This is a genomic window from bacterium, from assembly GCA_037147175.1.
Classification (GTDB): Bacteria; Cyanobacteriota; Vampirovibrionia; order Gastranaerophilales; family UBA9971; genus UBA9971.
In genome coordinates this window covers 12,442-38,083 of sequence record JBAWVS010000025.1, presented here as the reverse complement: position 1 = coordinate 38,083, position 25,642 = coordinate 12,442, and the positions used below count along the sequence as shown (strand labels likewise).

Annotated in this window: 26 protein-coding genes and 1 pseudogene; 14 read left to right on the top strand and 13 right to left on the bottom strand. The window is 31.1% G+C overall.

The genetic code is table 11. The annotated features are described in order from the left end of the window. Positions 1-296 precede the first annotated feature (296 nt). Positions 297-725, top strand: coding sequence for a hypothetical protein (locus WCG23_07520; GenBank protein ID MEI8389720.1), 429 nt, complete (start codon positions 297-299; stop codon positions 723-725). Between the two features lie 3 nt (positions 726-728). Further along, positions 729-947, top strand: a complete 219-nt coding sequence (locus tag WCG23_07515; protein ID MEI8389719.1) for a hypothetical protein — start codon at positions 729-731, stop codon at positions 945-947. A 109-nt stretch (positions 948-1,056) separates the two neighbouring features. On the opposite strand, the gene WCG23_07510 is transcribed toward WCG23_07515, so the two are convergent. After that, positions 1,057-1,293 (bottom strand): hypothetical protein, encoded by a 237-nt coding sequence (locus tag WCG23_07510; GenBank protein ID MEI8389718.1) that lies wholly within the window; start codon positions 1,291-1,293, stop codon positions 1,057-1,059. A 21-nt stretch (positions 1,294-1,314) separates the two neighbouring features. Continuing rightward, positions 1,315-2,223: pseudogene (locus WCG23_07505) on the bottom strand (DUF3387 domain-containing protein). A gap of 623 nt (positions 2,224-2,846) precedes the next feature. On the opposite strand from WCG23_07505, the gene WCG23_07500 reads away from it, so the two are divergent. From WCG23_07500 to WCG23_07490, 3 genes are all read left to right on the top strand, one after another. Then, positions 2,847-3,245, top strand: coding sequence for a hypothetical protein (locus WCG23_07500; protein MEI8389717.1), 399 nt, complete (start codon positions 2,847-2,849; stop codon positions 3,243-3,245). Then, positions 3,245-3,625: a Mu transposase C-terminal domain-containing protein gene (locus tag WCG23_07495; protein MEI8389716.1), complete on the top strand. Its 381-nt coding sequence runs from the start codon at positions 3,245-3,247 to the stop codon at positions 3,623-3,625. Before WCG23_07500 ends, WCG23_07495 begins: the two co-directional genes overlap by 1 nt. A 301-nt stretch (positions 3,626-3,926) precedes the next feature. Further along, complete coding sequence (locus WCG23_07490; protein MEI8389715.1) at positions 3,927-4,124, top strand: hypothetical protein; 198 nt, start codon at positions 3,927-3,929, stop codon at positions 4,122-4,124. A 570-nt stretch (positions 4,125-4,694) separates the two neighbouring features. Here the strand turns inward: WCG23_07490 and WCG23_07485 are convergent. Both WCG23_07485 and WCG23_07480 read right to left on the bottom strand, forming a co-directional pair. Continuing rightward, positions 4,695-5,126, bottom strand: coding sequence for an RES domain-containing protein (locus tag WCG23_07485; protein MEI8389714.1), 432 nt, complete (start codon positions 5,124-5,126; stop codon positions 4,695-4,697). Next, complete coding sequence (locus tag WCG23_07480; GenBank protein MEI8389713.1) at positions 5,126-5,548, bottom strand: antitoxin Xre/MbcA/ParS toxin-binding domain-containing protein; 423 nt, start codon at positions 5,546-5,548, stop codon at positions 5,126-5,128. Before WCG23_07480 ends, WCG23_07485 begins: the two co-directional genes overlap by 1 nt. A gap of 581 nt (positions 5,549-6,129) precedes the next feature. On the opposite strand from WCG23_07480, the gene WCG23_07475 reads away from it, so the two are divergent. Beyond that, positions 6,130-6,291, top strand: a complete 162-nt coding sequence (locus WCG23_07475) for a hypothetical protein (protein MEI8389712.1) — start codon at positions 6,130-6,132, stop codon at positions 6,289-6,291. Positions 6,292-6,461: 170 nt separating this feature from the next. Here the strand turns inward: WCG23_07475 and WCG23_07470 are convergent, their stop codons facing one another. Beyond that, positions 6,462-6,887, bottom strand: coding sequence for a helix-turn-helix transcriptional regulator (locus tag WCG23_07470; protein ID MEI8389711.1), 426 nt, complete (start codon positions 6,885-6,887; stop codon positions 6,462-6,464). A 1,360-nt stretch (positions 6,888-8,247) separates the two neighbouring features. Between WCG23_07470 and WCG23_07465 the strand changes: the two genes are divergently transcribed. The 8 genes from WCG23_07465 (at position 8,248) to WCG23_07430 (ending at position 16,415) form a co-directional block, all read left to right on the top strand. Beyond that, the gene (locus WCG23_07465; protein MEI8389710.1) at positions 8,248-8,679 is read left to right on the top strand and encodes a hypothetical protein; all 432 of its coding nucleotides are present in this window, start codon (positions 8,248-8,250) and stop codon (positions 8,677-8,679) included. 1 nt (position 8,680) lies between these two features. Next, on the top strand, positions 8,681-10,054 hold the full coding sequence (locus WCG23_07460; protein ID MEI8389709.1) for a terminase family protein: 1,374 nt from the start codon (positions 8,681-8,683) through the stop codon (positions 10,052-10,054). A gap of 39 nt (positions 10,055-10,093) precedes the next feature. After that, positions 10,094-10,576 carry a hypothetical protein gene (locus WCG23_07455; GenBank protein MEI8389708.1) on the top strand — a complete coding sequence of 161 codons (483 nt, stop codon included), beginning with the start codon at positions 10,094-10,096 and terminating at the stop codon, positions 10,574-10,576. A 97-nt stretch (positions 10,577-10,673) separates the two neighbouring features. Next, complete coding sequence (locus tag WCG23_07450) at positions 10,674-11,432, top strand: DUF4268 domain-containing protein (GenBank protein MEI8389707.1); 759 nt, start codon at positions 10,674-10,676, stop codon at positions 11,430-11,432. Continuing rightward, positions 11,429-12,142 carry an ATP-binding protein gene (locus WCG23_07445; protein ID MEI8389706.1) on the top strand — a complete coding sequence of 238 codons (714 nt, stop codon included), beginning with the start codon at positions 11,429-11,431 and terminating at the stop codon, positions 12,140-12,142. Before WCG23_07450 ends, WCG23_07445 begins: the two co-directional genes overlap by 4 nt. Next, on the top strand, positions 12,111-13,760 hold the full coding sequence (locus WCG23_07440; GenBank protein MEI8389705.1) for a site-specific integrase: 1,650 nt from the start codon (positions 12,111-12,113) through the stop codon (positions 13,758-13,760). Before WCG23_07445 ends, WCG23_07440 begins: the two co-directional genes overlap by 32 nt. 15 nt (positions 13,761-13,775) lie before the next feature. Next, positions 13,776-15,428, top strand: coding sequence for a tyrosine-type recombinase/integrase (locus WCG23_07435; GenBank protein MEI8389704.1), 1,653 nt, complete (start codon positions 13,776-13,778; stop codon positions 15,426-15,428). Positions 15,429-15,470: 42 nt separating this feature from the next. Further along, positions 15,471-16,415 carry a glycosyltransferase family 2 protein gene (locus tag WCG23_07430; GenBank protein ID MEI8389703.1) on the top strand — a complete coding sequence of 315 codons (945 nt, stop codon included), beginning with the start codon at positions 15,471-15,473 and terminating at the stop codon, positions 16,413-16,415. Here the strand turns inward: WCG23_07430 and WCG23_07425 are convergent. From WCG23_07425 to WCG23_07390, 8 genes are all read right to left on the bottom strand, one after another. Next, positions 16,412-17,791: a glycosyltransferase gene (locus tag WCG23_07425; GenBank protein MEI8389702.1), complete on the bottom strand. Its 1,380-nt coding sequence runs from the start codon at positions 17,789-17,791 to the stop codon at positions 16,412-16,414. The genes WCG23_07430 and WCG23_07425 overlap by 4 nt on opposite strands. Next, a complete protein-coding gene (locus tag WCG23_07420; protein MEI8389701.1) occupies positions 17,784-18,710 on the bottom strand; it encodes a nucleotide-diphospho-sugar transferase in 927 nt (308 codons plus the stop codon). The genes WCG23_07425 and WCG23_07420 overlap by 8 nt, the downstream gene beginning before the upstream one ends. A gap of 241 nt (positions 18,711-18,951) precedes the next feature. Next, entirely contained in the window at positions 18,952-19,857 is a 906-nt protein-coding gene (locus WCG23_07415) for a glycosyltransferase (protein MEI8389700.1), read from the bottom strand. 3 nt (positions 19,858-19,860) lie between these two features. Further along, positions 19,861-20,808 (bottom strand): glycosyltransferase, encoded by a 948-nt coding sequence (locus WCG23_07410; GenBank protein ID MEI8389699.1) that lies wholly within the window; start codon positions 20,806-20,808, stop codon positions 19,861-19,863. Continuing rightward, entirely contained in the window at positions 20,789-21,796 is a 1,008-nt protein-coding gene (locus WCG23_07405) for an FkbM family methyltransferase (protein MEI8389698.1), read from the bottom strand. Before WCG23_07405 ends, WCG23_07410 begins: the two co-directional genes overlap by 20 nt. 38 nt (positions 21,797-21,834) lie before the next feature. Beyond that, the gene (locus WCG23_07400; GenBank protein MEI8389697.1) at positions 21,835-22,833 is read right to left on the bottom strand and encodes a hypothetical protein; all 999 of its coding nucleotides are present in this window, start codon (positions 22,831-22,833) and stop codon (positions 21,835-21,837) included. A gap of 113 nt (positions 22,834-22,946) precedes the next feature. Further along, on the bottom strand, positions 22,947-24,368 hold the full coding sequence (locus WCG23_07395; protein MEI8389696.1) for an MBOAT family O-acyltransferase: 1,422 nt from the start codon (positions 24,366-24,368) through the stop codon (positions 22,947-22,949). Next, positions 24,358-25,584: a glycosyltransferase family 4 protein gene (locus tag WCG23_07390; GenBank protein ID MEI8389695.1), complete on the bottom strand. Its 1,227-nt coding sequence runs from the start codon at positions 25,582-25,584 to the stop codon at positions 24,358-24,360. Before WCG23_07390 ends, WCG23_07395 begins: the two co-directional genes overlap by 11 nt. Positions 25,585-25,642 lie beyond the last annotated feature (58 nt).

Below are 25,642 nucleotides of genomic sequence, written 5' to 3'. Positions count from 1 at the left end.
GGGAGTATAAACTGTTTTTCCGTTCCACTTCAAAATAAAAAGAAATTCCGTTTACCAAGTAAATGGAACTCCCGATTATTTTGAAGTGGAATAGAAATATATGTTAGCCTATTAAAAAAGCGAAAAGATTTTTATAACCTTATATCCCGCAGCAAAAAGAGTTTCGGCAGGACTCTGCTTTACAATGCAAATTTAAACAATTACAGGAGAAATTCCTTTGAGTGAATAACACCTGATAACTGAAAAATCCTTTGATGAAGAACTTGAAGAGTTTGGCAAAAAATAGGAGGCAAGCCTTGGGCAAGAAAGACGCACATTTTGCAGAAGCAGAACAAATGTATGTTGAAGAGCAAAAAGGTTTAGAAAATATTGCTTTTGATTTGAATCTAAATTACAAAACATTGCACAGATGGAAAAAGCTTGGCAACTGGGATTCAAAAAGAAAAAGCTATATTAAAAGCCAACTTTCATTTAGAGAAAGAACTCATAATTTTGCAAATAAATTAATGGATTCAATAGAAGATGATTTTGAAAATGGCGATAAGCCAGCTGTCGGAAGACTATACACAATTGCAAGAATACTGGCAATGATTACAAAAGTTCAAGATTTACCTGACACAGCTAAAAAACAAATAACGGATGACGGCAAAACAAGCCTGACTCCTGAAGATGTCAGAGAAATAGAAGAGTTACTGGGTATAAAACGAATTCCGAAAGAAGAGTAAAAAATGGCAAAAAACAGAAAATACAAACAAAAACCGGAAAGTCAACCTGCAAGTGCTAACACAGATTCCGGCAAAGAAAAAATTCCCGGAATAAACGAGCTTTTTCTTCCGTATCAGCAAAGATGGCTGGGTGATAATTCAAAAATAAAAATATGGGAAAAATCTCGCCGTATCGGTGCGACTTATGTTCAAAGCTATGAAGATGTAATCTGTCATCTATAATAGTTTTAGTAAAGTTAGGCAAATATACATCAACTTTTATCCCTTTTTCAAGGCGAAAAGGCTCTTCTTTCAAAATTTTGTTCCGTTGGTCTATAAACCATTTCATGTTTTAGTCTTTTGATAATATTGCATCACGTTTTGCTACATAATAGGCTTTAAGTTCTTCTGTATTAAAAACTTTTTGCATAACTAAAGTTATAGTTCTAAATTCAGCAAAAAAGGCATCTATCTTGGATATGTTATAAAAAATATCACCTGTTATATTTAATTCTTTTAAATTATTTAAAGCACTATAATATTTCTGTAAAACTGGATATATAAGACAGGTAATTTTATCTTCGCTCATTTATATCCTCTGCCCTTCGTTTTATCGATGCTTCTTAAAATTTTCTGCTTGCTCGAAAATTTCCTTATACACCTCATCACGGTCTACAGGTGGATAATTATTTTCAGCAAGTAAAATTATCAAATCTGCTTTCAATTCAGCTTTAATATCATCACGCTGATTCCAGTCTGTATATTTTGCTTTGTCATCTACAACAGTTTTAACTTTTTTAGCTAAATTTAAAAGTTTATCGTCAGGATATTCAAAGTCATACTTTACTGTCAACATTTTTAAAATGTCATAGAATGCTTTTTCTTCAAAATCTATTCCCATATCAGCAAAAGATTCTTTTTCTTTTTTCATTTCATGGTAAAGATTAATAATTTCGTCAGTAAATTCATCTAAAACCTCGCTACGCAAAATATCTTGCTCGCTACGTTCGTTGTATTTTTCAACTAAAGCCTTAAATCTTTTTTCAAAATCAATGCCTTTTATTTTATTTACCTTTTTAAAGTCGCTCATTGCTTTAGTAAGCAGCTGCTGAAGAAGCTTTATTTTAGTATTCGGAAGTTTAATTTTTTCAATTTTTGCAAGGTAATCATCATCAAAAATGTCGATTTGGGATTCTTTTTCATCGCCGAGTTTGAAAATTTCTTGAACGCCATCGCTTTGCAAGGCATCTTTAATCATTTCTCTAACTTTTGCATTCATTTGAGCAGTATCAGGTGCATCGCCTTTTGTTAATTTAAAAACAATTGAGCGTATCGCCATATAAAAATGAATATAATCGCGCTCTTCCTGACTAAAAGCATCACTTCCACAACAAATATCATATGCGGCTTTTAACCGTTTGGTTAAAAACATAAAACGTTTTTCAATTTTATCTGTAATTTGTGCAAACTCTGCCGCCATATTTAAACAATGTAATTGCTGAAGCGGTGAACCTTTGAAATTATAGAGGAATGTCCCATTCGCAACTCGCAAAAAATCGCCGCTTGATTGAAACGGTGCGGCTTTTGCCCTAGTTTGTCGGTCTGCTTAAAATGTCCGAAATGGGATATTTATGGGACTAGAATGGGAGTAAAATGGGACTTGATAATTTTTTTATCTTTCGCCTTTATCCCCAGCACGTCTATAATACAGGCATATTTTTTATAGTATAGTAATATCCCATTTTTTTGCGGAGGGGGAAGTCTAGGGAAGGTTGGGGGAAGTGTTTCGCCGTGTTAAGAAGCTTGTCCTGCTGCGTTTACAAACATTTTATGCCGCATTTTCAGTGTGATAATTTTCAATCCTGCTGTTAATAACATGCATGGCATTGAGCCGCCCAAGCAGGAAGCATTGCCGATAATAAATTGTATTTCTTTTCCACTTTTGTGAACTTATCTTACAAAAAACAGGGTTAAACTAAAGTTTAAACTTTAGTTCTCTATGATTATAAATAAAGATTTGCTTAACATCAGAACATCTTAGGATATAAACAAACACAAAAGCAGCAATATTGTTGAAATTTTCCTGTAACGATTTATCATACACAACAGTATGAACGAGTTATATGGAAATAAGCAAAACTGATGACAGAAAAAATTATCGACACCACACGGGTTTGGCTGGATGTAAGAGCCGTTGCTTCTTTAAAAAAAATTACAGAAAGAGCGGTTCGTTTATCTTTAAGGCAAACCAATAAATATATCTACAAAACCGAAGATACAAGAGGAGATAAGGTTTACAAGATTTGCTTAAGTTCTTTAGAACCCGAACTTCAAAGCAAATATTTAAACGAATATTACCAATCAATGGTGTTTGAAGATACGGAAGCTGAGTTAGCAAATATTCAATCAACACAAGAAAAAATAATTCCTGCGAATATGAAACGGGTTGCCCTTGTCCGAATGTCAAAGGCAAAACAATTGCAGAGGTTCTTTCAACTGTTGAAAAGCAGGAAATTAACGAGCAGGAACTTGATGATTTGATGATGGCGATGGAAATTAAAACCATCCACAGGAACGGCATCCGGTTTTTAAAGCAGGATTATTACGATGACACGCTTTATGGAATCAGAGGCAAGGCTATAGTTAAGTACAGCCTGTTTGATTTAAGTTCAGTAAAAGTTTATTCAATGAAAAATGAGTTTTTATGCAGGGCAAGTCGTGTTACTTCAACGCATCCGATGGCACATCATCTTGGAGACATAAATGATATTCAGGATTACAAACAAAAAATAGTTAAACAGCAAAAACTTAGGAATAAAACCTTAAAGGAGGTAAGAAAATTGTTTACGGCAGAAGATTACAATCTTATTGAATCGCAATTTTTACTTCCGGCTAAACAAGAAGTTTGTTTGAAAAATTAATATCCATTATCAGGAGGTATGAGAAAGTTTATCAGTCAAATTGAGAAAACCAACCGAAAAAAGCCGGTTGGTTTTATTTTTTCTCATAATAACTGATATATTTACTGTTTCTACTGATAATAAAATTGTATTAACTTCTATGTCTGACTTTTAAGAATTATAAAGTACTTCCCTCAATCTGTATAAAAAATTTCGGCGTCCTCGAAAATTTTTTCAAAATTTTCTCATCCGCATTTTCATCTAAAAGATGATTATGTTAATATATATGCAGTTTAATGATGTTTTAGTGGAATAAATAACTTTGGCTTTGTTTAAAAATAAAAAGATCGATATAATTCTTCCTTGGCGGATTGGGGATGCTGTTTTAAATATTCCTATGCTTGTTGCACTTAAACAACTTAATCAAAAATATGATGATAACAACGAAATTAAAATTATAGCTCAGCCTTTTTTATCAAAGCTCTATGCACCCCTAGGAATTTTTGAATGTAAGCTGTAGTTTTTTATCCAATTGCGAGCGGGGAAAAACTGCCTAAAGTTCAATCCCGTCGCGGTTTTCGCCGCTTTGAAATGGTTTGCAAAAAAACGGACAAAAGGGATAATTTGCGGATACGAATTGGATAATAAACGGATAAAAACCGGATAGAAATTGGATAATAAATCCGCGATATATCTATATTTGAGGCGTTTTTTCGGCAAAAATGAAATATTTGGTTTTATTAGGCAGGGGGAAGCCTGCGGAAGTCAGGGGGAAATGTTTCAAATGCCTTAAGAATTATGTTTTGCTGTGTCTATGGGGGAATGATAATTTATTTTTATAAATTTCCAGACTGAGAATTTCCATTTCAGGTGTTAATTACATGCGTAAAAATTTATAGCCCAAGGAGGAAGTAACACTGAGAATAAATCACTCTTATATAGCTGTAAAGGTTAAGATGCTTAAAGAAACGTTTCTGCAATGACATAAACTTGCTCATATTTTCAAAATCAAGCAATTTTTTCTTTGATACATACAGATACACCAAGATACAAATAGAAATATTTGTTTGAAAAACTTAATTAAGTAATTTTACTTAAAAAGTCTGCTGTCAAAATTAAAAGGCTCTTTGTTTATTACTTTAATATTTGTAAACTCAGGATGATTAGGATTAATAAGAATATTTTTTTCTTTATTAATAATATATGAAGGCGTAGCTAAAATTAAGGATCTTTTGCTTGTCAGCCATTCATCTCCAAACCTTATAGTTTCATTCCTTGATAAAGTTGTTTTTGAATATTGTTCAACTGTGCAATTATCAGGAATATCAATTGTTAATAAACAATAATCATTCGGAATTAAATCATAATCGAGATGAACAAGTATTTCTAAAATAGTTAAAGCAATATTTTCGGATGTATATATAACATGTTTGCCTTTTGAATTCCATGAATTATTGGTTTTACTTGCGCCGTCCCCGTCAAGATTACTGTATCCTTCTTTGCATAAACGATAGACATGCATTAATAAACACCATATGCTATTCTGCTTAAAACATCTTCTACAATTTTTCTTCCAAAAGCAGTTTTTAAAAGAGCTATGGGCTTTCTGCTTTTTAAGGACCTGTTAATCCTGCGCAACCAATTATAAGCTTTTTCTTTATCTCCAAAAACTTCTTCTGCAAATTCAGTTAAGTTGAATAAATTTGCGACGATATCAGATTCTTCAGAATTTAATCGCATTTCTTTTTTTCTTCTGTAATATGTTCTGTTTGGAAGAACAAGTTCAATTATTTCCTGAAGGGAAAATTTATTTTCCGTAATAAGTTCTTCAATAACTTCAAAAGAAAATCCTTCTTCTATTTTGTTAATAATTTCTATTTCATCATTGAAGTCATCATTTGTAGATACAATTTTTAAAGTTTTCTCTAAATATGCTGATTTCATAAATTTCCCTCTTTTGTCACTTATTTAATATTATACTGCCAAGTGGCAAAAATTTAAAGTGTCTAAATTAAATGAATATTCAAAATAATTTAGTTTTAGACTTGCGTCATGATTTATTTTGAAATACAAAAACAATAGAAGGCTGAACTGAATAATTGCTGTATGGCAAATTAAGACAGTGAAACTCAAGAGTGCATACAAATTATAAAATTTATGTTGCGCACCCTGTAAATTAATCGTTAAAATACAGTTGCAAAATTTGTTAACAAAATAATTGAGTGCAAGATACATGTGTAAAATTTTCCAGCTTACAAATATGATTTTATGTGTGATTTAGCATTACAAGAAAAAAATAAACCAAGAGTGTCTCCAAAGTTTAAATTTATCTTAATACAGTTGATAATTAAACATAAATGTATTAAAAATAAACCAAGAGGTAACAAGAATGAAAAGTTTAAAATTATATTCTAACAGAGTTTCGCATTTAATTATTGAACGCGGGAAGATAAATTCAGGTTAATAACTGCATATATAGCTAATCGAAAACACATTATTTTTTTGGAATTACGAGGTAAATATAAATGACTAAAAATTGTAATATTTGCAAATCCGAACTTTTTGAAGACGAAAAGGGCGAATTGTTTTGTCCTGATTGCGAAGCGAATAAATTTTCAGAAATTTTTAATGAAAATGATGATTCTTGGATGAATAATAAATTTAAAATTTTAAGACCTAATACCTAAGACCAAGCCGGTCACCATCAGAATAAGTGTCAGCGATATTGTGCAAATAATAAAAATGTGCCGTATCAATCTCCTTAAAGATATAATTCATCAAAATCCGGATAAAGAAGCAAGCTAAGATGCGATGTTAGCCCTGTAAGTGTCAAGAACATCAATTCGCTGTTTTACTGTTATGCAACATCTTGTAACTTGATACTTATTGTTAAGCCTAATACATTTAAAATTAGGTTTATCCTTTCAAGGCTTGCTCCCCGATAATCCTGAAGTTCATAACGGCTTATTTGTTGTCTTGATACACCAATCATTTTAGCTAATTCGCTCTGTGATATTCCTTTTGATATTCGTACTTTAGTTAAATATCCTAATAATTCAGAAAAGGAAAGATTTTCAGGTAATCTTAAATTTCCTTTTTTTAATTCATCATATTCTTCAATCTGTTTTTCCAAATCAGCTGTCTGTATTTTATAACCATTTATTTGAGATTGTTTAATCAAGTCATCGGCATTTGAATTATTAACTTCTTCAATCGCTTTTTTGAAATTATTTATCAATTCAAGAGTAGTTTTCTTTTCGGCATCGCTTTTTATAACAAACACAAGTAAGACCTTATCTAATTATTTTTAAAATTCCTTTATTAACATATTTTGTAATGCCGGCATAAAAAACAGAAAAAGGAATATAGCCGGACGCTTGAATAAAAAAGAATGCTATAATGTAAATGTACACCTCGGATGTTCTTCCTGTATTATTTACAGAGTCGCCGAGGTATTGCTTTGTTTAAATGTTATCACAAATTTAATATAATAAAAATCAGGATTAATATTATCGCAGGTTTCGGTGCGAATTTTTGTTATGATTTTTTGTAAAACTATTTCAAGAGTGCAGATAGATTGAAAAGTTTATGTTGTAAGCATTGTGACCTAACTTAAGACGAAACTTATTGCATAAAAAATATCAGACCCTCAGAGCAACACACCATACCTCAAAGGTACTGCCAAGATTATCCTGACGTTACTTTAATCTGACGCTGGTCTGATAATTAATTATATTATTACATATTTACACCGAATTTCAAGCCTAAACCAAAATTATAAAACCTTAAGCCCGTTATGTTTTTCATGATTTATAATATCAGGATATATTTTTAAGCCGTAATTGTGCAAAACATTTTCTTTTCTATAAAACAACGGAGCTAAGGAATAAAGGTTTGATTACAATTTTATAATTATTTGCATATATTCAAAAATTTATTATTAAACGAAAATAAAATGACTAATATTATATCATATTTCGGTGCGAAATTTTGGTATTATTTTATACCGGTTTTTCGCACCGAATAAGGTATATGCTATAAATATACAACCCCCCTTTAGTTCCTCTGTACTTTATTTTTCGAATGCGAGCTACAAAAAAAACAGAAAGGCAATAAACTGTGTTAATCAACACCGGTTAATACCCGCTAATATCAAGGGAAATGCGATAATCGCATTTTTACTACACTTTTATAGTAGAAATGCGATTAAAATACCGTGTATTATGATTATAGATAAAAAGAAAACCGCCATCGCCTCTACTGCCTGATTTTTTGATTGCGAGTTACAAAAAACCTGAAAGGAAAAAATATGCTAAACAACACCGGTTAATAATCCCTCTGATATAAATAGAAATGCGCCGGTTGCATTCTTGGTATAAACGCAACCTGGTTTTATACTTGAAACGCAACCGGAAAACCAATTATACTATAGTTAATACGACATCGACAGGCTTCTTCTTCAGCTGAAATCTCTGCTTCCAAGCTCTAAAAAATCATCTCTGATTAAAACTTTTCTGTACAGAATTATTGCAAAAAAAAATAAAAACCGAACTTGCTAAAAATCATTGGCGGGGAAATTCTTCTGCCCGCTGAACAAAAATTAAAATGCATGACTGTTATTTACAACTTTAAAGGAGTCAGGATTGAGTAAACGGCAAACGCATTATGACGAAGCAGAGAAAAAATATGTCCGGGAGCAAATGAGTTTGCAAAGTATTGCTTCATCTCTGAAACTAAACTACAAGACGGTTCTTAAGTGGAAACAAGAAGGGGTGTGGGATGAAATGAGACTCGAATACCTCAGCGGAAAGAAAGCTTTTCATGAAAGACTGTATAATTTCTCCCAAACCATAATGGATTCGATTGAAGCAGATATTAAAAACGGTCAGGGAGCAAATCCGGGGAGATTATACACATTTACAAAACTGCTCCCCCTTATTATGAAAATAAAACAGTATGAGGATCTTGTCATCAAATCGCGCCCTGTCGAAAAGAACAATGTTTTATCCGAGCAGGACGTAAGAGAAATTGAAGAACTTTTAGGATTAAGAAAATATACGAAAGCAGAGGTATAAAATGAATCTCGATAATTATTGGTTCCCGTATCAAAAAAAATGGCTGGACGATAAATCAAAAATCAAAGTGTGGGAAAAGTCTCGCCGCATCGGCGCTACTTATGTTCAGAGTTATGAAGATGTAATTGACTGCGTTGCGAAGAAAGTTCCCGATGTTTGGTTCTCTTCATCCGACGAGTCTGCCGCCAGAGAATATATTGGATATTGCGAACAGTGGGTCAGGCTTTTAAATATTGCAGCCAAATATCATGGAAACGTAATAGTCGATTCGGAAAATGACATTAAAGCTTATGTTATAGAGTTTTCAAATGGCGCAAAAATTAACGCGTTAAGTTCTAATCCCAAAGGATTCAGAAGCAAGGGCGGCAAAGTCGTGCTTGATGAATTTGCGCATCACGCAAAGCAAGAAGATTTATGGGCTGCAGCCAAGCCCTGCATCACTTGGAATTATCCGCTCAGGATTTTATCGACTCATAACGGACAAAATTGCAGGTTTTACAAGTTTGTAGACGACATTAAAACAAAACAGAGCAAATGGTCTCTTCATTCGACGCCGATTCAACTTGCAGTCAAGGAAGGGCTTGTAGATAAAATATACGGCAGGGAGACAACTAAAAAAGAAAAACATGAGTGGCTGGAAGAACAAAGGGTAAACTGTTTTGACGAGCAAACCTGGCTTCAGGAATATTGCTGCGAGGCAATGGATGAAACAACTGCATTTCTTCCCTACGAACTTATTTACACCTGCGAACTCGATAATCTTTACAAAGAATTGGAAAGTTTAACAGGCGATCTTTATGTAGGAATGGACATCGGCAGAAAGAAAGATCTGACTGTAATTTGGGTTCTGGAAAAACTCGGAAACGTAAAATATACAAGAATGGTTAAAATTATTGAAAAAACTCCGTTTCGAATTCAGGAGCAAGTTTTGGCAAATATCTTAAAACTTGAAAATTTAAGAAGATGCTGTATAGACGCAACTGGACTTGGAGCTCAGTTAGCCGAATCAGCCGTGGAAAAATACGGACACTACAGAGTAGAAGGCATCAATTTTAACGCGAAGGTAAAAGAAGAGCTTGCATACAACCTGAGAACCAACTTTGAAGACAGAACGGTTTACATTCCGTCCCACCGGGAGATTAGAGATGACTTGCATTCAGTCAGAAAGGTTATAACAACGTCAGGACATATCAGGTTTGATGTCGAGAAATCGGATGTATCAGGACATGCTGACAGATTTTGGGCTTTGGCGCTTGCGCTTCATGCGGCGCAAAGTTATAAAGAACCGTTCACTATCGAAACAAGACACAGGTGGGAAGCAGACGATATGATGAAGGGCTTCTGCGATGACATCGATTGGAGCACTTACTATTAGAATTATTGTATTAATAAAGAAAGAAAGGACATTGCGAACATGCAGCCGATAGAAAAAAAAACAGTCAGTCTTAAAGAAGCCTTTCAAGAAAAGGAAATTTTACGAAAATGCATATATAATAACAGAGATATGATTGGAAAGCTTATTAATTCAAAGCTTTCAAATGAGTTGGGCAGCTATATTGCGGGCGATGAAGAAATAAGGCCGGATCTTTTCTTCACTGACAGTGAATCTCTTGATAAAATAGCTGTATTGATAAACTATGATGAACCTATTGAAGAACATTTTAAAAAGTTGCTGGCGGCAGCTTGCTTTAAAGACGTACAAAAAGCTGTATGGATACTTGCTCATCTTGATAAAAAAACTCGGCATATTCTTAATTGGCTAAATGACAAGGCAGAAGGCAGGGTTGAGTTTATCGCCATTAGAATTATTGCTTATGAGTTAGAAAATTCTATGTATGCTTTTCATTTATGCAGACCTAAAAAGCCTGAAATTATAAACAATCAAAATCTGTCTTAAGATTATATCTTAAAGTAAAACTATTTCTTCTTCTTCTACCTTTTCTGCCAATTGCGCTCTAATGTGTGATTGGCAGAAACTTTAAGGAGAAACAGTCATGACAGTAAAATCAAACAACGAATCAGCCGTTTTTAAAAGCAGAAAAGATTTCAGAACCTTTGTGGCAGAAGAAGGAAAAGAAATGCTCGAAAAAATTCTCGGATCAAACATCCGGTTTTTATCGGTATCTGAGCAATCAAGCGACGAGCAGGCTGATATTATTGCAGTCTGCAACCTCCATGAAAAGACGGTTATTGAATGCGAGCTTAAACAAAACCTTAAAACCCTTGCAGGTCTTTTAAAATACGCATCAAAGCATAATGCAAAAAACATCGTCTGGCTGGTAAATCAAGAAATACCCGATGCAATGCAAACAGCAAGCTGGCTAAGTACAATTATTGCTCATGAAGTGAAGCTGTATATATTTAAATGCTGTTTTAAAAATAATGAATTGCGATTTAAAGAATTATTAAAGCCGTCAGCTAACGATTATCAAAAGCCCAAAGCGAAAATTAGCAATACAAAAGAAAAACAGGAACAATTCTGGCAGGAATTTCATAAATACGCAACCGAAAATAACTCCCCCTTGAAAATATCCGTTCCGGCGCCGCAGCATTGGCAATACATTTCTATCGGAATCTCCGGAGTTTCGATTCAGCTTACAATTAATACCGCTAAAAATAATCTTGGCTGTGAACTGTTGATTGCAAAAGATAAAGAGATATTTTACAAGCTGGAAAGTTTTAAAGCCGATATTGAAAAACAGCTTGGCAAAGCAAAGAACATAAGCAAATGTATGGAGAAGATTAAAAGATGAAAAAAGTATTTGCGCGGACACAAAATGTTAAAAATTTCATAAACATGATGAATAATTTGCAAAACAGAGCCGAAGGAGTGCCGGGGATGTCTCTTGTTTATGGAGAACCGGGACTTGGAAAAACTCAAGCTCTTCTGTGGTGGGCGACTCAAAACGATGCAATTTTCATAAGGGCTGCCAATAATATGTCGGCAAGGTGGTTAATGCAGGAATTAATAGAAGAATTAGGCGAAGTTCCGTATCATTTTTCTGCTGATTTGTTTAAACAATGTGTCCGACAGTTAAATAATGAACCAAAAGTAATTATTGTCGATGAAATAGACTATTTAACGGGAAATGAATCAGCTATAGAAACACTGCGAGATATTTATGACAAAACGAATGTTTCTATTGTAATGGCAGGGATGGGGATGGCAGATAAAAAACTTCTGAGATATCGCCATTTATATGACAGGATTTCTGAAAAATTAAAATTTGAGCCTTTTTCTAAAAAAGATATAAAAACAATAATTGAACAGCTTTCAGAAATTGAAATGACTGATTGCGCTATTAAATACATTTTTAACAAGACAAACAGGTTCAGACAAATAGTCAAATTGATAAATAAAGCAGAAAATATAGCTCATGCTAACGGTTTAAGCACAATTGATGAGATAACAATTAAGGAGTTTTTGCATAATGACAGCGAAGAAACTGACAAAGCTGGCTAAGAGGCTTAAAAAATTTACTTTTGAAGAATTTTTAATTATGTCAGGGGAAGACGAACAGACTGTTAAAATTTTCCTTGATGAATTTTTTGCAGTGAATAAAATTAAGTTTGATAGAGACAACAAGTATAAATACAATGAATTTATTCCTGTTATACAAATAAAAGAATTTCAAACAAAAGAAAAGCAACAGCCTGATTTCTTTTCACAGACAGAAATAGACAACCTTGATATTGAAAGAAAAACTGTTGCAGCATTTAAAAATGCACCTCTTGCAGTTCAAAATATGATTAATAAATATGTTGACCTGTTAAAAGAAGTAAAAAACGCTAACGGCAAAATTTTGCTGAGCTATATAGTTAATGTTTGGAATATTCAGCATCCTGATATGAAAACTTCAAAAGCTTCATTTGTAAAAGCAAGAAAAATATTAAAAACTACCGGAATAACAGGCTTAATTTCTCCGATGAGAAAATATATATCTGTTAATGACCCGATAGATGAAGATGTTTACAATGAAATAAAAGAATATTTTCTTCAAAATACTGATAAAAGCTTAAAAGAAAATTTTCTGACTTTTAAGGCAGATTATTTAAAAAATAATATTGATAGTCAAAAATGGGAATTCCCCACATATTATTCAGTTACAGCAAGAATCAAAAAAGATATTTTGAAGTTTAACGATTTTAGTCTTGCAAAAATGTTTGATGAAAAGAAAAAATTTATAATAATTCAAAAAAAACTCGGCTTTAAAACATTCCGAACTGCTGCTGAAGATTATATAAAGGATTTGGCTGAAAAAAATGAAGTTGAAGAAGTTACCTGCAAGAATTACAAAGCAATGATAAATTTTTATTCGATACCGTTTTTTCAAAATATTAAATTAAAAGATATTGATGTACATAAGCTTAAAGAATACAAAACTATGCTTGAAGAGCAGCAGCTGTCACCAAGAAGCATAAAAGTTCATATTAATTTAGTGAGAAAAATTTTAAAAATATATCTGGATACAACCTGCCGTACCTCAGCATCAATAAAAATAGGGGTAAAATTCTTAAGCGAAGCAAATATCCTAGAGAAGGAGATAATAATAAGGTTGTTAAGAACCTGTAAAAAAGAATTTCCCGATTTTTATCCGCTGCTTGTAACGGCGGTTAATACAGGAATAACGAGAGGAGAAGTTCTTGCCCTCACCTGGGACAAGTATGAGCCTGAAAACAAAAGATTATTAGTAAATAAATCCATTTACAAAGGGCAAATATTGACCCTTAGAACACGCGAAGCCAGCAGGTATATTGATTTGCCGGATACGTTGGTTGAAATTTTATCAGAATTAAGAAAAAATCCTACATCCACATATATTTTCCCGAATGAACACGGAAGGATTCAGGATCCTGAAATTATGATCAATACAAAATTCCTGCCGCTGATAAATAAAGCCGGACTTGAAAACATCAAGTTTCTTGACCTGAGAGACAGCTACGCAGCTTTTTTAATACAGCAAAATATTCCTTTATCATATGTTAAAAAACAATTTGGATTTACCAATATGAATGTTTTGGTCGACAGGTATAAAGACTTTATTCCTCAAAAAACAAAAGAAAATTTATGTTTAATATAATAGGGTTTGTAAAAAATGATAAATGCTAAACTGACAAAACTAGCTAAAAGACTGCACTTCTTTACTTTTGACGAGTTGCTCATTATGGCGGAAGAGAGCGAGGACAGAGTTGAAGATTTTTTAAAGGATTTTATTTCTGCAGGTAAGATTAAAAAAATCGACGAAGAAACCTATATCTATAAGCAGGCAGATGAATACCAATTCAAGTCAAAACGTTTTAAAGAAAAAGTTATAAGTAAAAAATTCATTTCATTTTCATTAGAAGAGATTCAAAAACTTGATGAAGAACGAAATACGCTTGATGCTTTCATAAATTCTCCAAAAGCTATCAAGCAAATGATAAATAAATATATTGACCTGTTAAAAAAAGTGGAGAACATGAAAGGAAAAAAGCTTTATGATTATATCAATGAAGTTTGGAATGTACAGCATCCTTCTATGGAAACCTCTCAGCCTGCGTTCTACAGGGCAAAAAGAAAACTGAAAAAATATGGAGTAGCAGGTTTAATATCTCCCGGCAGAAGTTTTTTATCAGCAAATCATCAATTGGATGAAACTCTTTACAGAGAATTCAGGGATTATGTTCTGGAAAATAAAGGGAAAAGTTTAAAATATAATTATACAAAATTCGGTGCCGAACATTTAAAAAATAATCCTGAAGAAATAAAACGAGATTTTCCAAGCTATAATACATTTACCACAAGGATAAAAAATGATATTTTAGTGTTTAAAGATTCTGAACTTGGTAATATATATGATCAAAAGAAAAAGATTAAAATAATTCAAAAGAAATCAGGTTTCAATACTTTTCAAACTGCCGCTAAAGATTATTTAAAGGATCTGATTAAAAGCAATGAAATCAAAAAAACTTCTTTGTGTCATTACAAGTCATATATTAATTTGCATTTGATTCCTTTTTTTAAAAATATGAAATTAACAGATATTAATGAAAAAAACTTGCAAAAATACGAAATATTATTGCAAGAACAATCGCTCACTCCGCAAACAATAAGAAGACATATAAATTTAATAAAAAAAATCCAAAGAATATATATGGATAACAGTTATGCCGGAGTTGAAGTTAAGCGAATAAAAATGGAATTCGCAAACGGGATGAATATTCTTGATAAAAAACAACTTCAAAAACTTTTAGACACCTGCAAAAATGAAATTTTGGAATTTTACCCGCTGCTTGTAACTTCAGTTAACACGGGATTAACAAGAGGAGAAGTCTTATCTTTGACCTGGGATAAAGTTGATTGGGCAAATAAAAGGATAAAAATAAACAGGTCGATATATAACGGTGAAATAATTGTTCTTAAATCCAAAAGAGCAGTTAGATACGTTGAGTTGCCGGATAAAATAATTGAAATTTTATCAAAATTAAAAGATTCTTCGAAAAGTATTTATATTTTTCCTGACGATAACGGAGATTTTCAAAATCCCGAAGATATGCTTCACAATAAATTCCTGCCTCTGGCAAATAAAGCAGGACTTGAAAATATTAAGTTTATTGACTTAAGAGATACTTATACAGCCTTACTAATCGAGCAGAATTTACCATTAAGTTATGTTAAAGAACAAGTCGGATGCAGTAATTTAAATACGCTTGTTGAAAAATTCGGAAAGTTTATTCCGGCAATAAAGAAAAATTTCTGTTTAATTTGAAGCATATTTAGTGTATTTTAAAGAAAAGAAAAATATAAAGTTATGGTGAAGATGGACGTTTCGATAATACTCGTTAACTACAACACAAAAGAATTAACAAAAGACTGTATTAAATCAGTATATGAAAAAACTGATGGAATTGAATACGACATTTGGGTTGTGGACAATGCTTCTTCAGACGGTTCTGTTAAAATGATTAAAGAAGAATTTCCCGATGTTAAGCTTATTGAAAGTCCTGAAAATCTAGGGTTTGGAAGAGCGAACAATATCGCGATTAAACAGTCTGATGCTAAATACTGTTTTTTATTAAATACAGATACGGTTTTAGTTAATAATGCAGTCAAGATACTCTTTAATTTTATGGAAAAACATGAGAATTATGATGTCGGCGGTTGCGGCGGTCAGCTTTATAATGCTGACATGACACTTCAGGATTCGGTAGGAGAATTTGATACATTAGACAAGCTTCGTAAAAAAGCTTTTGGAATAAATTTCCAAGAGTTATTATACAGATATAAACATATATTTAAAACAAAGGTTTTGAAACACAAAGAATCACTCAAAGAAGACAAGCCTTATGCTCTGGAATCCAATTATAACCCAGATTTTATTATAGGAGCAAATTTGCTGCTTAGAAAATTTGCTTTAGATCAAGTCGGTGCTTTTGACGAAAAATTTTTTATGTTTGGAGAAGAAGCTGAATTATGTTTTCGTTTGAAGAAAAATGGTTATAGAATTAAATTTGTTCCTGAATCCAGCATTATTCATTTTGGCGGAGCATCTTCGGCAAAATCAAATAACCAACTTAAAATAGAAAAAATGGTTTTAACAGGAACGGTTCTCTTTTTTAAACTTTGTTATGGAGAAAAAGTCGCTAAAAAAGCTAAATTGTTTTATATATTGTATTACTTAAGATATTTACCGCTCAGATTTTTTTCACCAAAAGCTTTTCAGCGACTTAAAATCGCATTAAAAACAAAAGTTTAGCTGATAATAGCTTCTTTAGACAAAATTTCATTATACAAATCTATATAATTTTGAATCATTTTATCAAGTGTAAAATATTTTACTATTTTTTGTCTTGATTTAAGAATAGCAGCTTTTCGTAATTCATCATTATTTAAAAATAAATTAATACCATGTATAAAATCATCAATATTTTTATTTTCTGCAAGATATCCGGTTTGCAAATGGTCAACTATTTCAGGGATAGCAGTATTATTAAAAGCCACTACGGGAGTACCACAAGACATTGCTTCTGCGATAACCAGTCCAAAAGTTTCAGCCATAGAGGGATAAATAAATAAATCAGATGCTGAATAATAAAGTGCCATAGTGTTTTCATCGTTTATGTACGGAATATCTATCCAGTTTTTTTTAATTCTAGAAGAATCCCCTCCGCCTATATTAAGAAATAAAATATTATGATCGTTTTTTAGGCGATTATAAGCCTCAAAAAAATATTTTCCACCTTTTTGTGGGTTATTAATGCTTCCGCTTGCACTGAACATAAGAATTTTTTTATCTAAAGGGAGTTTTAAAGCTTTTCGTGATTCCATTTTGTCTGCATTAATAAAGATTTTTTCATTTACACCATTATAAATCACTCTGATATCTTTATTTTGTAAAATACTTTGTTTTGCTCTGTTGGCAAGCCAATTAGAAGGACAAACTACACTAAAATAAGACATATCATAGATTTTCTTCTTTGTTTTTAAAAGAAATTCAGTAGTGTCATTTTTTATTTTGGGATAAAAATTTAAGTCCGGACAATTACCGCAACCTGTTAGCCATTTTTTGCAGTCAAAAGCATAAGCGCAGTGCCCTGTATAAGATTGTTCATCGTGCAAAGTCCATATTGTAGGTTTTAAAGAGGTCAGTTGAGGAAGCATAAATGGTGAAAAATAAGAGCCATGCAAATTGTGTAAATGAATAATATCCGCATTTTTAAATACTTCCATCTCGGGAATATCAAAACTTGCAAGGTTATAGAAATCTAATAACCCTGAATTTCGTTGATATTTATGCAAAAGCTTATGAATATTTAAATTTTTGCACTTAATTAATTCAATATCAGATTCTTGATTGCAATAAATCATTCCCGCCAAAAGTTTTGAATTATACCCTAACTTGTTAAAATTTCTGTTAAGATAATTATAAGCTATTTTTGCGGCTCCACCCCTTCCTACGGCTGTATTTAGGTGAAGTATATTTTTTAAATAATTATTAATAGAGTAATTTTTAGTATATTTTTTTAAATGCAGTAAAACAAAATTTTCATAAATTTTTTGTGCGACTTTTCTTTGAGAAAAGTGCTTTTGATAAAAACTTGTTTCTGTATATTCAATAGGGTTTTTAAGCATTTTTCACCAGTTTTCTTAATGCTCTTGAAATTTCACGATTTAAAATAAATAAAGGTGTTTTTTCCTGAATATCATAGCGTACTTTCAATATTTCATTAACAGCTTTTTTGCTCGCACAAATAAATTGAGGATGATTGATTTCACCAAGTTCAAATACTTCCCTATTTGCGCAAGGTGAATTTTCACTTGTATGACAAGCTTGTTCATGACCAAATCCTATGTTTGAAACCATATTTTTTGTCGGGATAATACTTAAACCGTTATTTACAAATAAAGCATAAGTCCATTGGTAGTCCCAAGTGTTTATTTCATTGTTCTTTACCCTGTTGAATATCTTATTCCAGTATTCATGAGCTTCTTTTTGCTCAAATACATTGTTGATGATATCAAATTTAATAAAAGTATCAAACCCTTTAAAATCTACATCGTATAAATTCCAAGCCCGACGCCAGCTTGCCCATCCCCAAATATGAGGAATAGGGGAGAAATAATAACTTTTGGAACAAAGTGCCTCATCAAGCGGATTTTCACCACTTATACACATTATTCTTGTATCATTCCTGTATTTTTCAAGCAAAATTTCACAGTAATTAAAAAAGCTTTTTGAGGGAAGGCAGTCATCTTCAAGAATAATACCTTCTTCAACGTTTTCAAAAAACCAATTTAGAGCAGAACTAACTGCAATTTTACATCCAAGATTTTCATCTCTGAAAAGTGTTTTTAATTCGCAATCCCAATCAATTCGGCTAATAATTTCTCTGGTTTGTTTGCAATTTTCAGTTTCGCCTTCTTTATCAGCACGCGGTCCATCAGCTGCAACATAAAGATATTTTGGTTTTTGTTTTTTTATCTCTTCAAAAATTCTTTCGGTTGTATCAGGACGGTTAAATATTAAAAATAATATCGGGGTGTTAAACATTTTTTACTCTCACTTTGTATTTTACAATTATAGAAGAAACTAATGTTTTTTAAAATCATTTATAAAGCAGTTTAAGTGTTCATTAATATTTAATGCGGTGACATAAGTTCCACAAAGGTATTGCAGTCAGGAATTTTGTCTTTTGAATTATAAATTTTATCAATAATCATATTCCCGACTTTTACCCTATAGTGAGAAGCTTCATAAACCAAGAGCCATATCTGTATTAAAAAGCATTATTTTATCCTTTTTTCTTCTTCAAAATAAATTTCACAAACTTTCCTGGTTGTCTTAGGGGATGCGGGCAATCAAAGTGATAATTTTTAACAATTTTTTCCCAAAAATCATATTTTATACCTTTATAAGGTGTTCCACCCATTTTAAGCCATTTTCTGTAGTTTTCATCCCACTCTTTAAAGTTATACATCTTTTCATACCAGCTCCAGAATTTTTGTGGGGAATATGTATGTACTATAGGCGCTCTTGTAACTTCTTTTTTGCGAGGATGACAGTTGAATTTTTCAGGAAGTTTGTCAACTTCCAATTTGAATTCTTGGATAAGAAGATTAATAACGCCTTGATCTGCGTATTTTAAGTAATCTGCAAATTCATAAGTCTTTGAATAAAGCCAATCAGCCATTTTAGTTGGTTCAACAATATTTTCATCAAGCAGAAGTACTCCTGAATTATAATGAGACCCTTGCATATCATAATTTTCTAAAGATACAGAAAAACATTCCTGAAGAGGTGCTTCTTCTTGTAACAAGCTGATTCCTGTTTTTGCATAGTCAAAAATGCCGCTTATGTCTTTTTGAATAAGAATATCAACGTCTATCCATAAAACTTTTTTATACTCGTCCAACATCCTAAAACATTCATAACGAGAAAATGCGAGTTTTGAATATCTTGGAAATGATGATTGTTCAACACCGTTAGTATTTATTGGCATTTCATAATCTATAAATTTGCTGGGAATAATAGAATTAAGTAAGTTCTGATCTTTTTCAGAAATATCATTATGAAATATAATAAAATCCGCATCTAAATTTGGTAAATGTTTTTTGATCCCTATAAGCACATTTGCAACAGCAAAAGTCAGATTTCCGGTTGCCCCAAGTACTATTAACTTTTCCTTTTTGCTCGTCATTAATTATCCTTTTATCTGTTTTTTAGAATTTTGTATTCGTTTGTATTCTTCAACAATATATAAAGCAAATGCTCTTGGTTTTCTAATAATATCTGGGGCATGTGGAAAAATTTTCTTTACTTCCCTTGAGATGAAATTGGCTTTTTTCCCTGTATAGGCAGAACCACCCATTTTTAACCATTTTTTATAGTTTTGATTCCATTCTTTAAAATCCCAAAAGTTCCAGAACTTTTCAGAAGAGTAAGAATGAAGTAAAACAGCTTCTTTTGCAGATTTATCCGTTGGATAACAGTTATACTTTCTTGCCATAGGCTCTATTTCAATTTCGAATTCTTGAAACATAATATTTAAAATTGCTTGGTCAGGCAAATGAAGAAAAGGGGCATATTCAAAGGTTTTTTTATAACACCAATCACATAATTTATCCCTATCTTTAAGGTTATCATCTATAACAAAAATTCCTGCATTGTAAAATTTTTTATTCCAGTCATAATTCCCATGTACACTCTGAGTAAAAAGACTCCAAACTGGATATGGTTCAGGTACAAAAGAAATACCAGTTGAATCGCTATAATCAAACATAGGGGTGATATCACCTTGTATCAGAATATCAATATCAAGCCACATTATTTTTTTGTATTCATCCAGCATTCTAAAACATTCATATCTGGAAAAAGTTAATTCTGTGAATCTATTTAACCTGTCTTGATCGAATCTTTCAGTTTGTCTTACTGGAAATTCATAATTAATAAAAGAACAAGGCATTATTGAATTTAAAAGTATTTTATCATTTTCTGATACATTTTGTTCATAAATAACAACATCAGCATTTAAATAAGGAGAATGTTTTTTAATCCCAATAAGCACATTTGCAGTGGCAAATGCCATATTTCCTGTTGTCCCCAGAACTATTAAATGTTTTTTTTTGTTTTTATTCATCATCGTCATCATCTTCTTCTTCTTCTTCTGTATAACCTATTAGAATTGTTTCTACGGTTGTGTGGTTTGGGTCTATTTTCCTGACCATAAAATTATATTTAAGTTCTAAACTCTCTATTAAAGGTTTGATATCAAAAAAATCTTTGGGCTGATGATATAGAGAAATTAATAAGATAGGTTTAAAAGTTTTTATAGTTTTTAATGCCCCTTTAATTGTTTCAAGCTCAAAACCCTCAACATCAAGTTTTATTAAAGCAGGTTTAATATCATTGATAAATACAAAATTGTCTATATCTGTAACAGAAATAGTTGTGTAATTATCATTATTATTAATTAAACTGGCTCCGGCACCCTCTCCGAATAATTTAAGTTCATTAACATTTTCGCCAAGTCCTTTTTGAACTGGTACAATTTTATCCTCTAATTTATTTAATTTTGAAGTAATTTGTAAATTTATAAAATTTTCTTCATTTGGCTCAAAACAATATATTTTAGAAGGACTATATTTATTAAAAACAATGGCTGTATCACCAATAAAAGCACCACCATCTATAATATCTTTTCCTTCTATCTGTTTTAAAATCTTGCTATCTAAAAAAGATAAACCTGCATCGTATTTATAAATTGGTAAAGCATGTGCAAATCCTTTAGGAAGTTTAAATTTGTTTTTATCTACAAAAAACTTTTCTTTCTGCTGAACTAATTCTTTTTCAGTAAAGAGCTTATCAAGATTTATAAGAAAATTATCTCTCTCGGCAAACCAAGGATTGATAAAAACATATCTATTATAAATTAAATCAACAGTATCTTTACTTTGTTGATCCATATTTTTCTTTAATTTATCAAGTTTTTCTTGAATGGTATATTGATTTTTTATGTGATATTTTTTCCAATCATCAAACCAATCACATAAAAATGGCAAAAAATCATAATTACCAAATAATTGGCAATATTGCTTTTTGATAAACCGTTTATATTCTTTTAGTAATTTATTAAACATTCTATCTATACCTATCCAAGTTATTTTATCAGAAAAATTCAACCGCCGTTCTTTAACAGATTTATCTTTTTTACAATTATTTTATTATTTAAAGCCCAATTTTTATATTCCAAATAAAATTCTTTATTATATTTATCAATATTATTCATTGTAATAATGACTCCAAAGTTATCATTTGATTCAATATTACTTTTATTTAAAATTTTATCTAGAATTTTTTGTCCAACTTCTATAGTGTAATGATGAGAATCAAAATAATATCTCATATGAGGTTTTAAAGGTTCGTATGTAATATAATTTCCCATAGAAAAATCATAAAATGATGTTATTTTACTAATTTCTTTTCGCCAATTTAAATATTTATTAAAATTGCCGGTTAAATTAATTCCGTGAATTTCAGCAAAATTTAAAGGACTAACAAAAACAATTAATTTAATATTGTTTTGTTTGCATAATCTTTTTATTTCTTGTAAATTTTGCAGTCGGCTTATATCTAGTGAATAATTTTTATTTTTTGTTAAAACTCCGTTGATTTCTGCAAGAGCTAAATTATATGAATTATGTTCAGGAGTTTTAATTCTTAATCCGTTATAATCATATATAAACTTGTTAGGAGTTTTAAAATTATAATTTATAGTGGAAATACTTTTTTTTATAGAATCGTAAGATAAAAATAATTTAAAAAAATCATTCAATGAAATATAAGAATCGATTTTTTCATTACTATTGATTTTATGTGTGCTATTAAATCCGAAATAATCAACTTCTAAAATTATTGTTTTAAGATTTGGATGTGTTTTTATCAATTTTTGTAATATTATTTTTGATTCTGAAATGTCAGAACCCCCTATGCCCAAATTTAATGCTTTTTTCTTTGTTAAATTATAATAATGTTTAGGATCTAACGCAAAATCTGTTCTGGATGATCCAATAAAAAGAGTGTCATATTTTTTTATTTTTGCAGTAAACAACTTGGATATTCTTTCATTTGTTTTTAATTCAGGTTTTTCTTTGTTAAATTTATATATATTACACAAATTTAAAACACCATACGGGTCCACAACAACGTTGAAGGCAATTATAATTGTCGAAAATATTGTTATTAAAGTTAAAGTATATATATAAAACTTCTTTTGCTGCATATTTACCTTTAAAATTGAAAATAAAGAAATTCCGATACACGGGTTAAATTTATTATCGATAAAAAACCGATTATTGCAAAAATAATTATATATAAATTTGACGGTTTAAATTTATTCGCAAATTCATTAGAATTTTTTAAAGCAAAAACAATAATAAAGACCGTAAGAAGCAAAAGCCAATTTATACAAATACCATCAGGAAATCTCAATATTAATTTGTTTGTCTTTGGAATTATAAATCCTGAAAATCCAATCATTCCGTTTATAATTTTTAAGGCATCATTAAAATTTAATGCCCTAAAGAAAATCCATGTGAAATTTATAAACAAAAAAGTAAGTATCACTGCAATAAAGTTATTTATTTTAAAGCCTAAAGTTTTCCAGTATCTATGGACAATAAGAGCAAATCCATGCAATGCACCCCATAAAACAAATGTCCATGCTGCTCCATGCCAGATTCCCCCAAGAATAAAAGTGGTGAAAAGGTTTTGATAAGTTTTAAATTCTCCAAATCTGTTTCCTCCAAGAGGAATATAAATATAGTCTCTTAAAAACCTTGAAAGAGTCATATGCCATCTACGCCAGAAATCCTGAATATTCTTAGCTTTGTATGGAGAATTAAAATTCTCAGGCAAATGAATATTAAATAATTTTGAAATACCGAGTGCCATATCTGTGTAACCGGAAAAGTCGAAATAAAGTTGAAATGTATAAGATAGGCTTACCAACCAAGCTTCTAAAAAGCTTAAATGTTTTGCAACATCAAATCCTGAATGAACTATAGGAGAAAGATTATCCGCTATAACAACTTTTTTAAAAAGTCCAATAATTATTAAAGTCAGCCCTATAGATATATTTCTGTGGTTAATAATTTTATTTTTCAATTTTGAAAATTGAGGCATCATTTCACTATGATGCAGAATAGGACCTGCGATTAAGTGAGGAAAATATGTCACAAACAAAGTATAATTTAAAAAATCTGCTTCTTTAACTTCCTGCTTATAAGCATCAACAAGATATGCAATTTGCGTAAAAGTGAAAAAGCTTATTCCAAGGGGTAAAATTATATGTAGCAAGTTAAAATTACTTTTCAAAACAAGATTTGTGTTAGAAATAAAAAAATCAAAATATTTGTAATAACCTAAAAGCAATAAATTACTGGTAACTCCAAAAGCCAGAACCAATTTCTTGTTTATTTTCAGCTTTAAGTTTTCGGGATTATTCAGAGTGGTTCCTATTGAATAGTTAAAAAGCATTGAACAAAGTATTAATGGTAAGTATTTTATGCTCCAATAAGAATAGAAAAGCAATGAAGCTAGAACTAACCATGCTTTTGAAAGTTGTACAAGTTTAATTTTGTTGAGAAAAAAGTAAACAAAAAATGTTATTGGTAAAAATATAAATAAAAAATCAACTGAATTAAAAAGCATATATAAATTCCTTAAGCTTTTTTAATATTTTTTCTGAATTATAATCCTCACAAGCGTTTTCTAATGCTTTTTTTCCCATGTTTAGTCTTAAATCATCGTTTGAAAGTAATAAAATACTCTTTTCAATAAGGCTTTCCATCTCGAGATAGTTAACAAGAAAACCGTCCTCTTGATTGTTTATAATATCCGAATTCCCTCCGCAGTCAAAACTTACGAAAGGAACGCCGCAAAAATTTGCCTCAAGTATAGCCATTCCAAAACTTTCAAGCAAAGTCGGAGTTATTCCAAAATCACAGCTTTTAATTATTCCAATATTTTTTTCATAATCTAAATAACCGGGTGCATATATTTTAGCGTTTTCAGGTTTGTATTTAAGCTCATATTCAAGTTCTTCTGTCATACCTGCGGAAAGATAAAATCCGATGGGCTCTTTGTAAAACCCTGAAAGTCTTCTTATTATCTCATACATATAGCGAGGACCTTTTACAGGAGTATTTGCAGCCGGCATGTATATAAGAGGAGAATATTCATTCAATCCCAGTTCTTTTTTTATATTCACCGCAGGGAATGAATCTATAAGCTTTTCGTTGATGATGTTTGGTATAACTTCGACAGCACCTTCAAAGCTATGAGTTTCATTAAAGACGTTTTTCATATAATTTGAAGGGCAAATTACCTTATCAACTATTTTCATTCCTTGATTTTCCATAATATTTACAAGCTTCGCATCAAGTTCAGAATGTTTGTCAATTAAGGGATTTCCTGTAAATCTCATTGCATTATGATGTGAAATCATTATTACTTTAGCATTTTTGGGGATTTTAAGATAATAATTCGGAGTTCCTAAATCAGGAATTATAATGATATCAGGTTTGAATTTGTTTAATTCTCTATTTATTTTCCAACATCCGATTGCAGAATTGATTGAAAAATTAAATTGCCATGCATATTCTGTAGAATCGGCACAACTTTTTTTCTGTTTTTTAGAAAAATATAATTTAGTAAAACTATTTATTGTTCTAAAAATTGTCTTTGGTGCGCCACATCGAATTATGTCATTTTCTTTTAACTTAACTTTGCCATGATCATAAAAAGTAAAACCTTTTACTTCAAAACCGGCTTCTTTAAGCTTTAAGAAAATGTTATATTGTGCGGTTGCAACTCCTCCACCGGAGAAAGGTGGAAATGTATTTGAAATTACAGCTATTTTTTTCAATTGACCACCCGAGTATATTTATGGCTTAATTAGAATTAATTATATTATAAATAAGTAA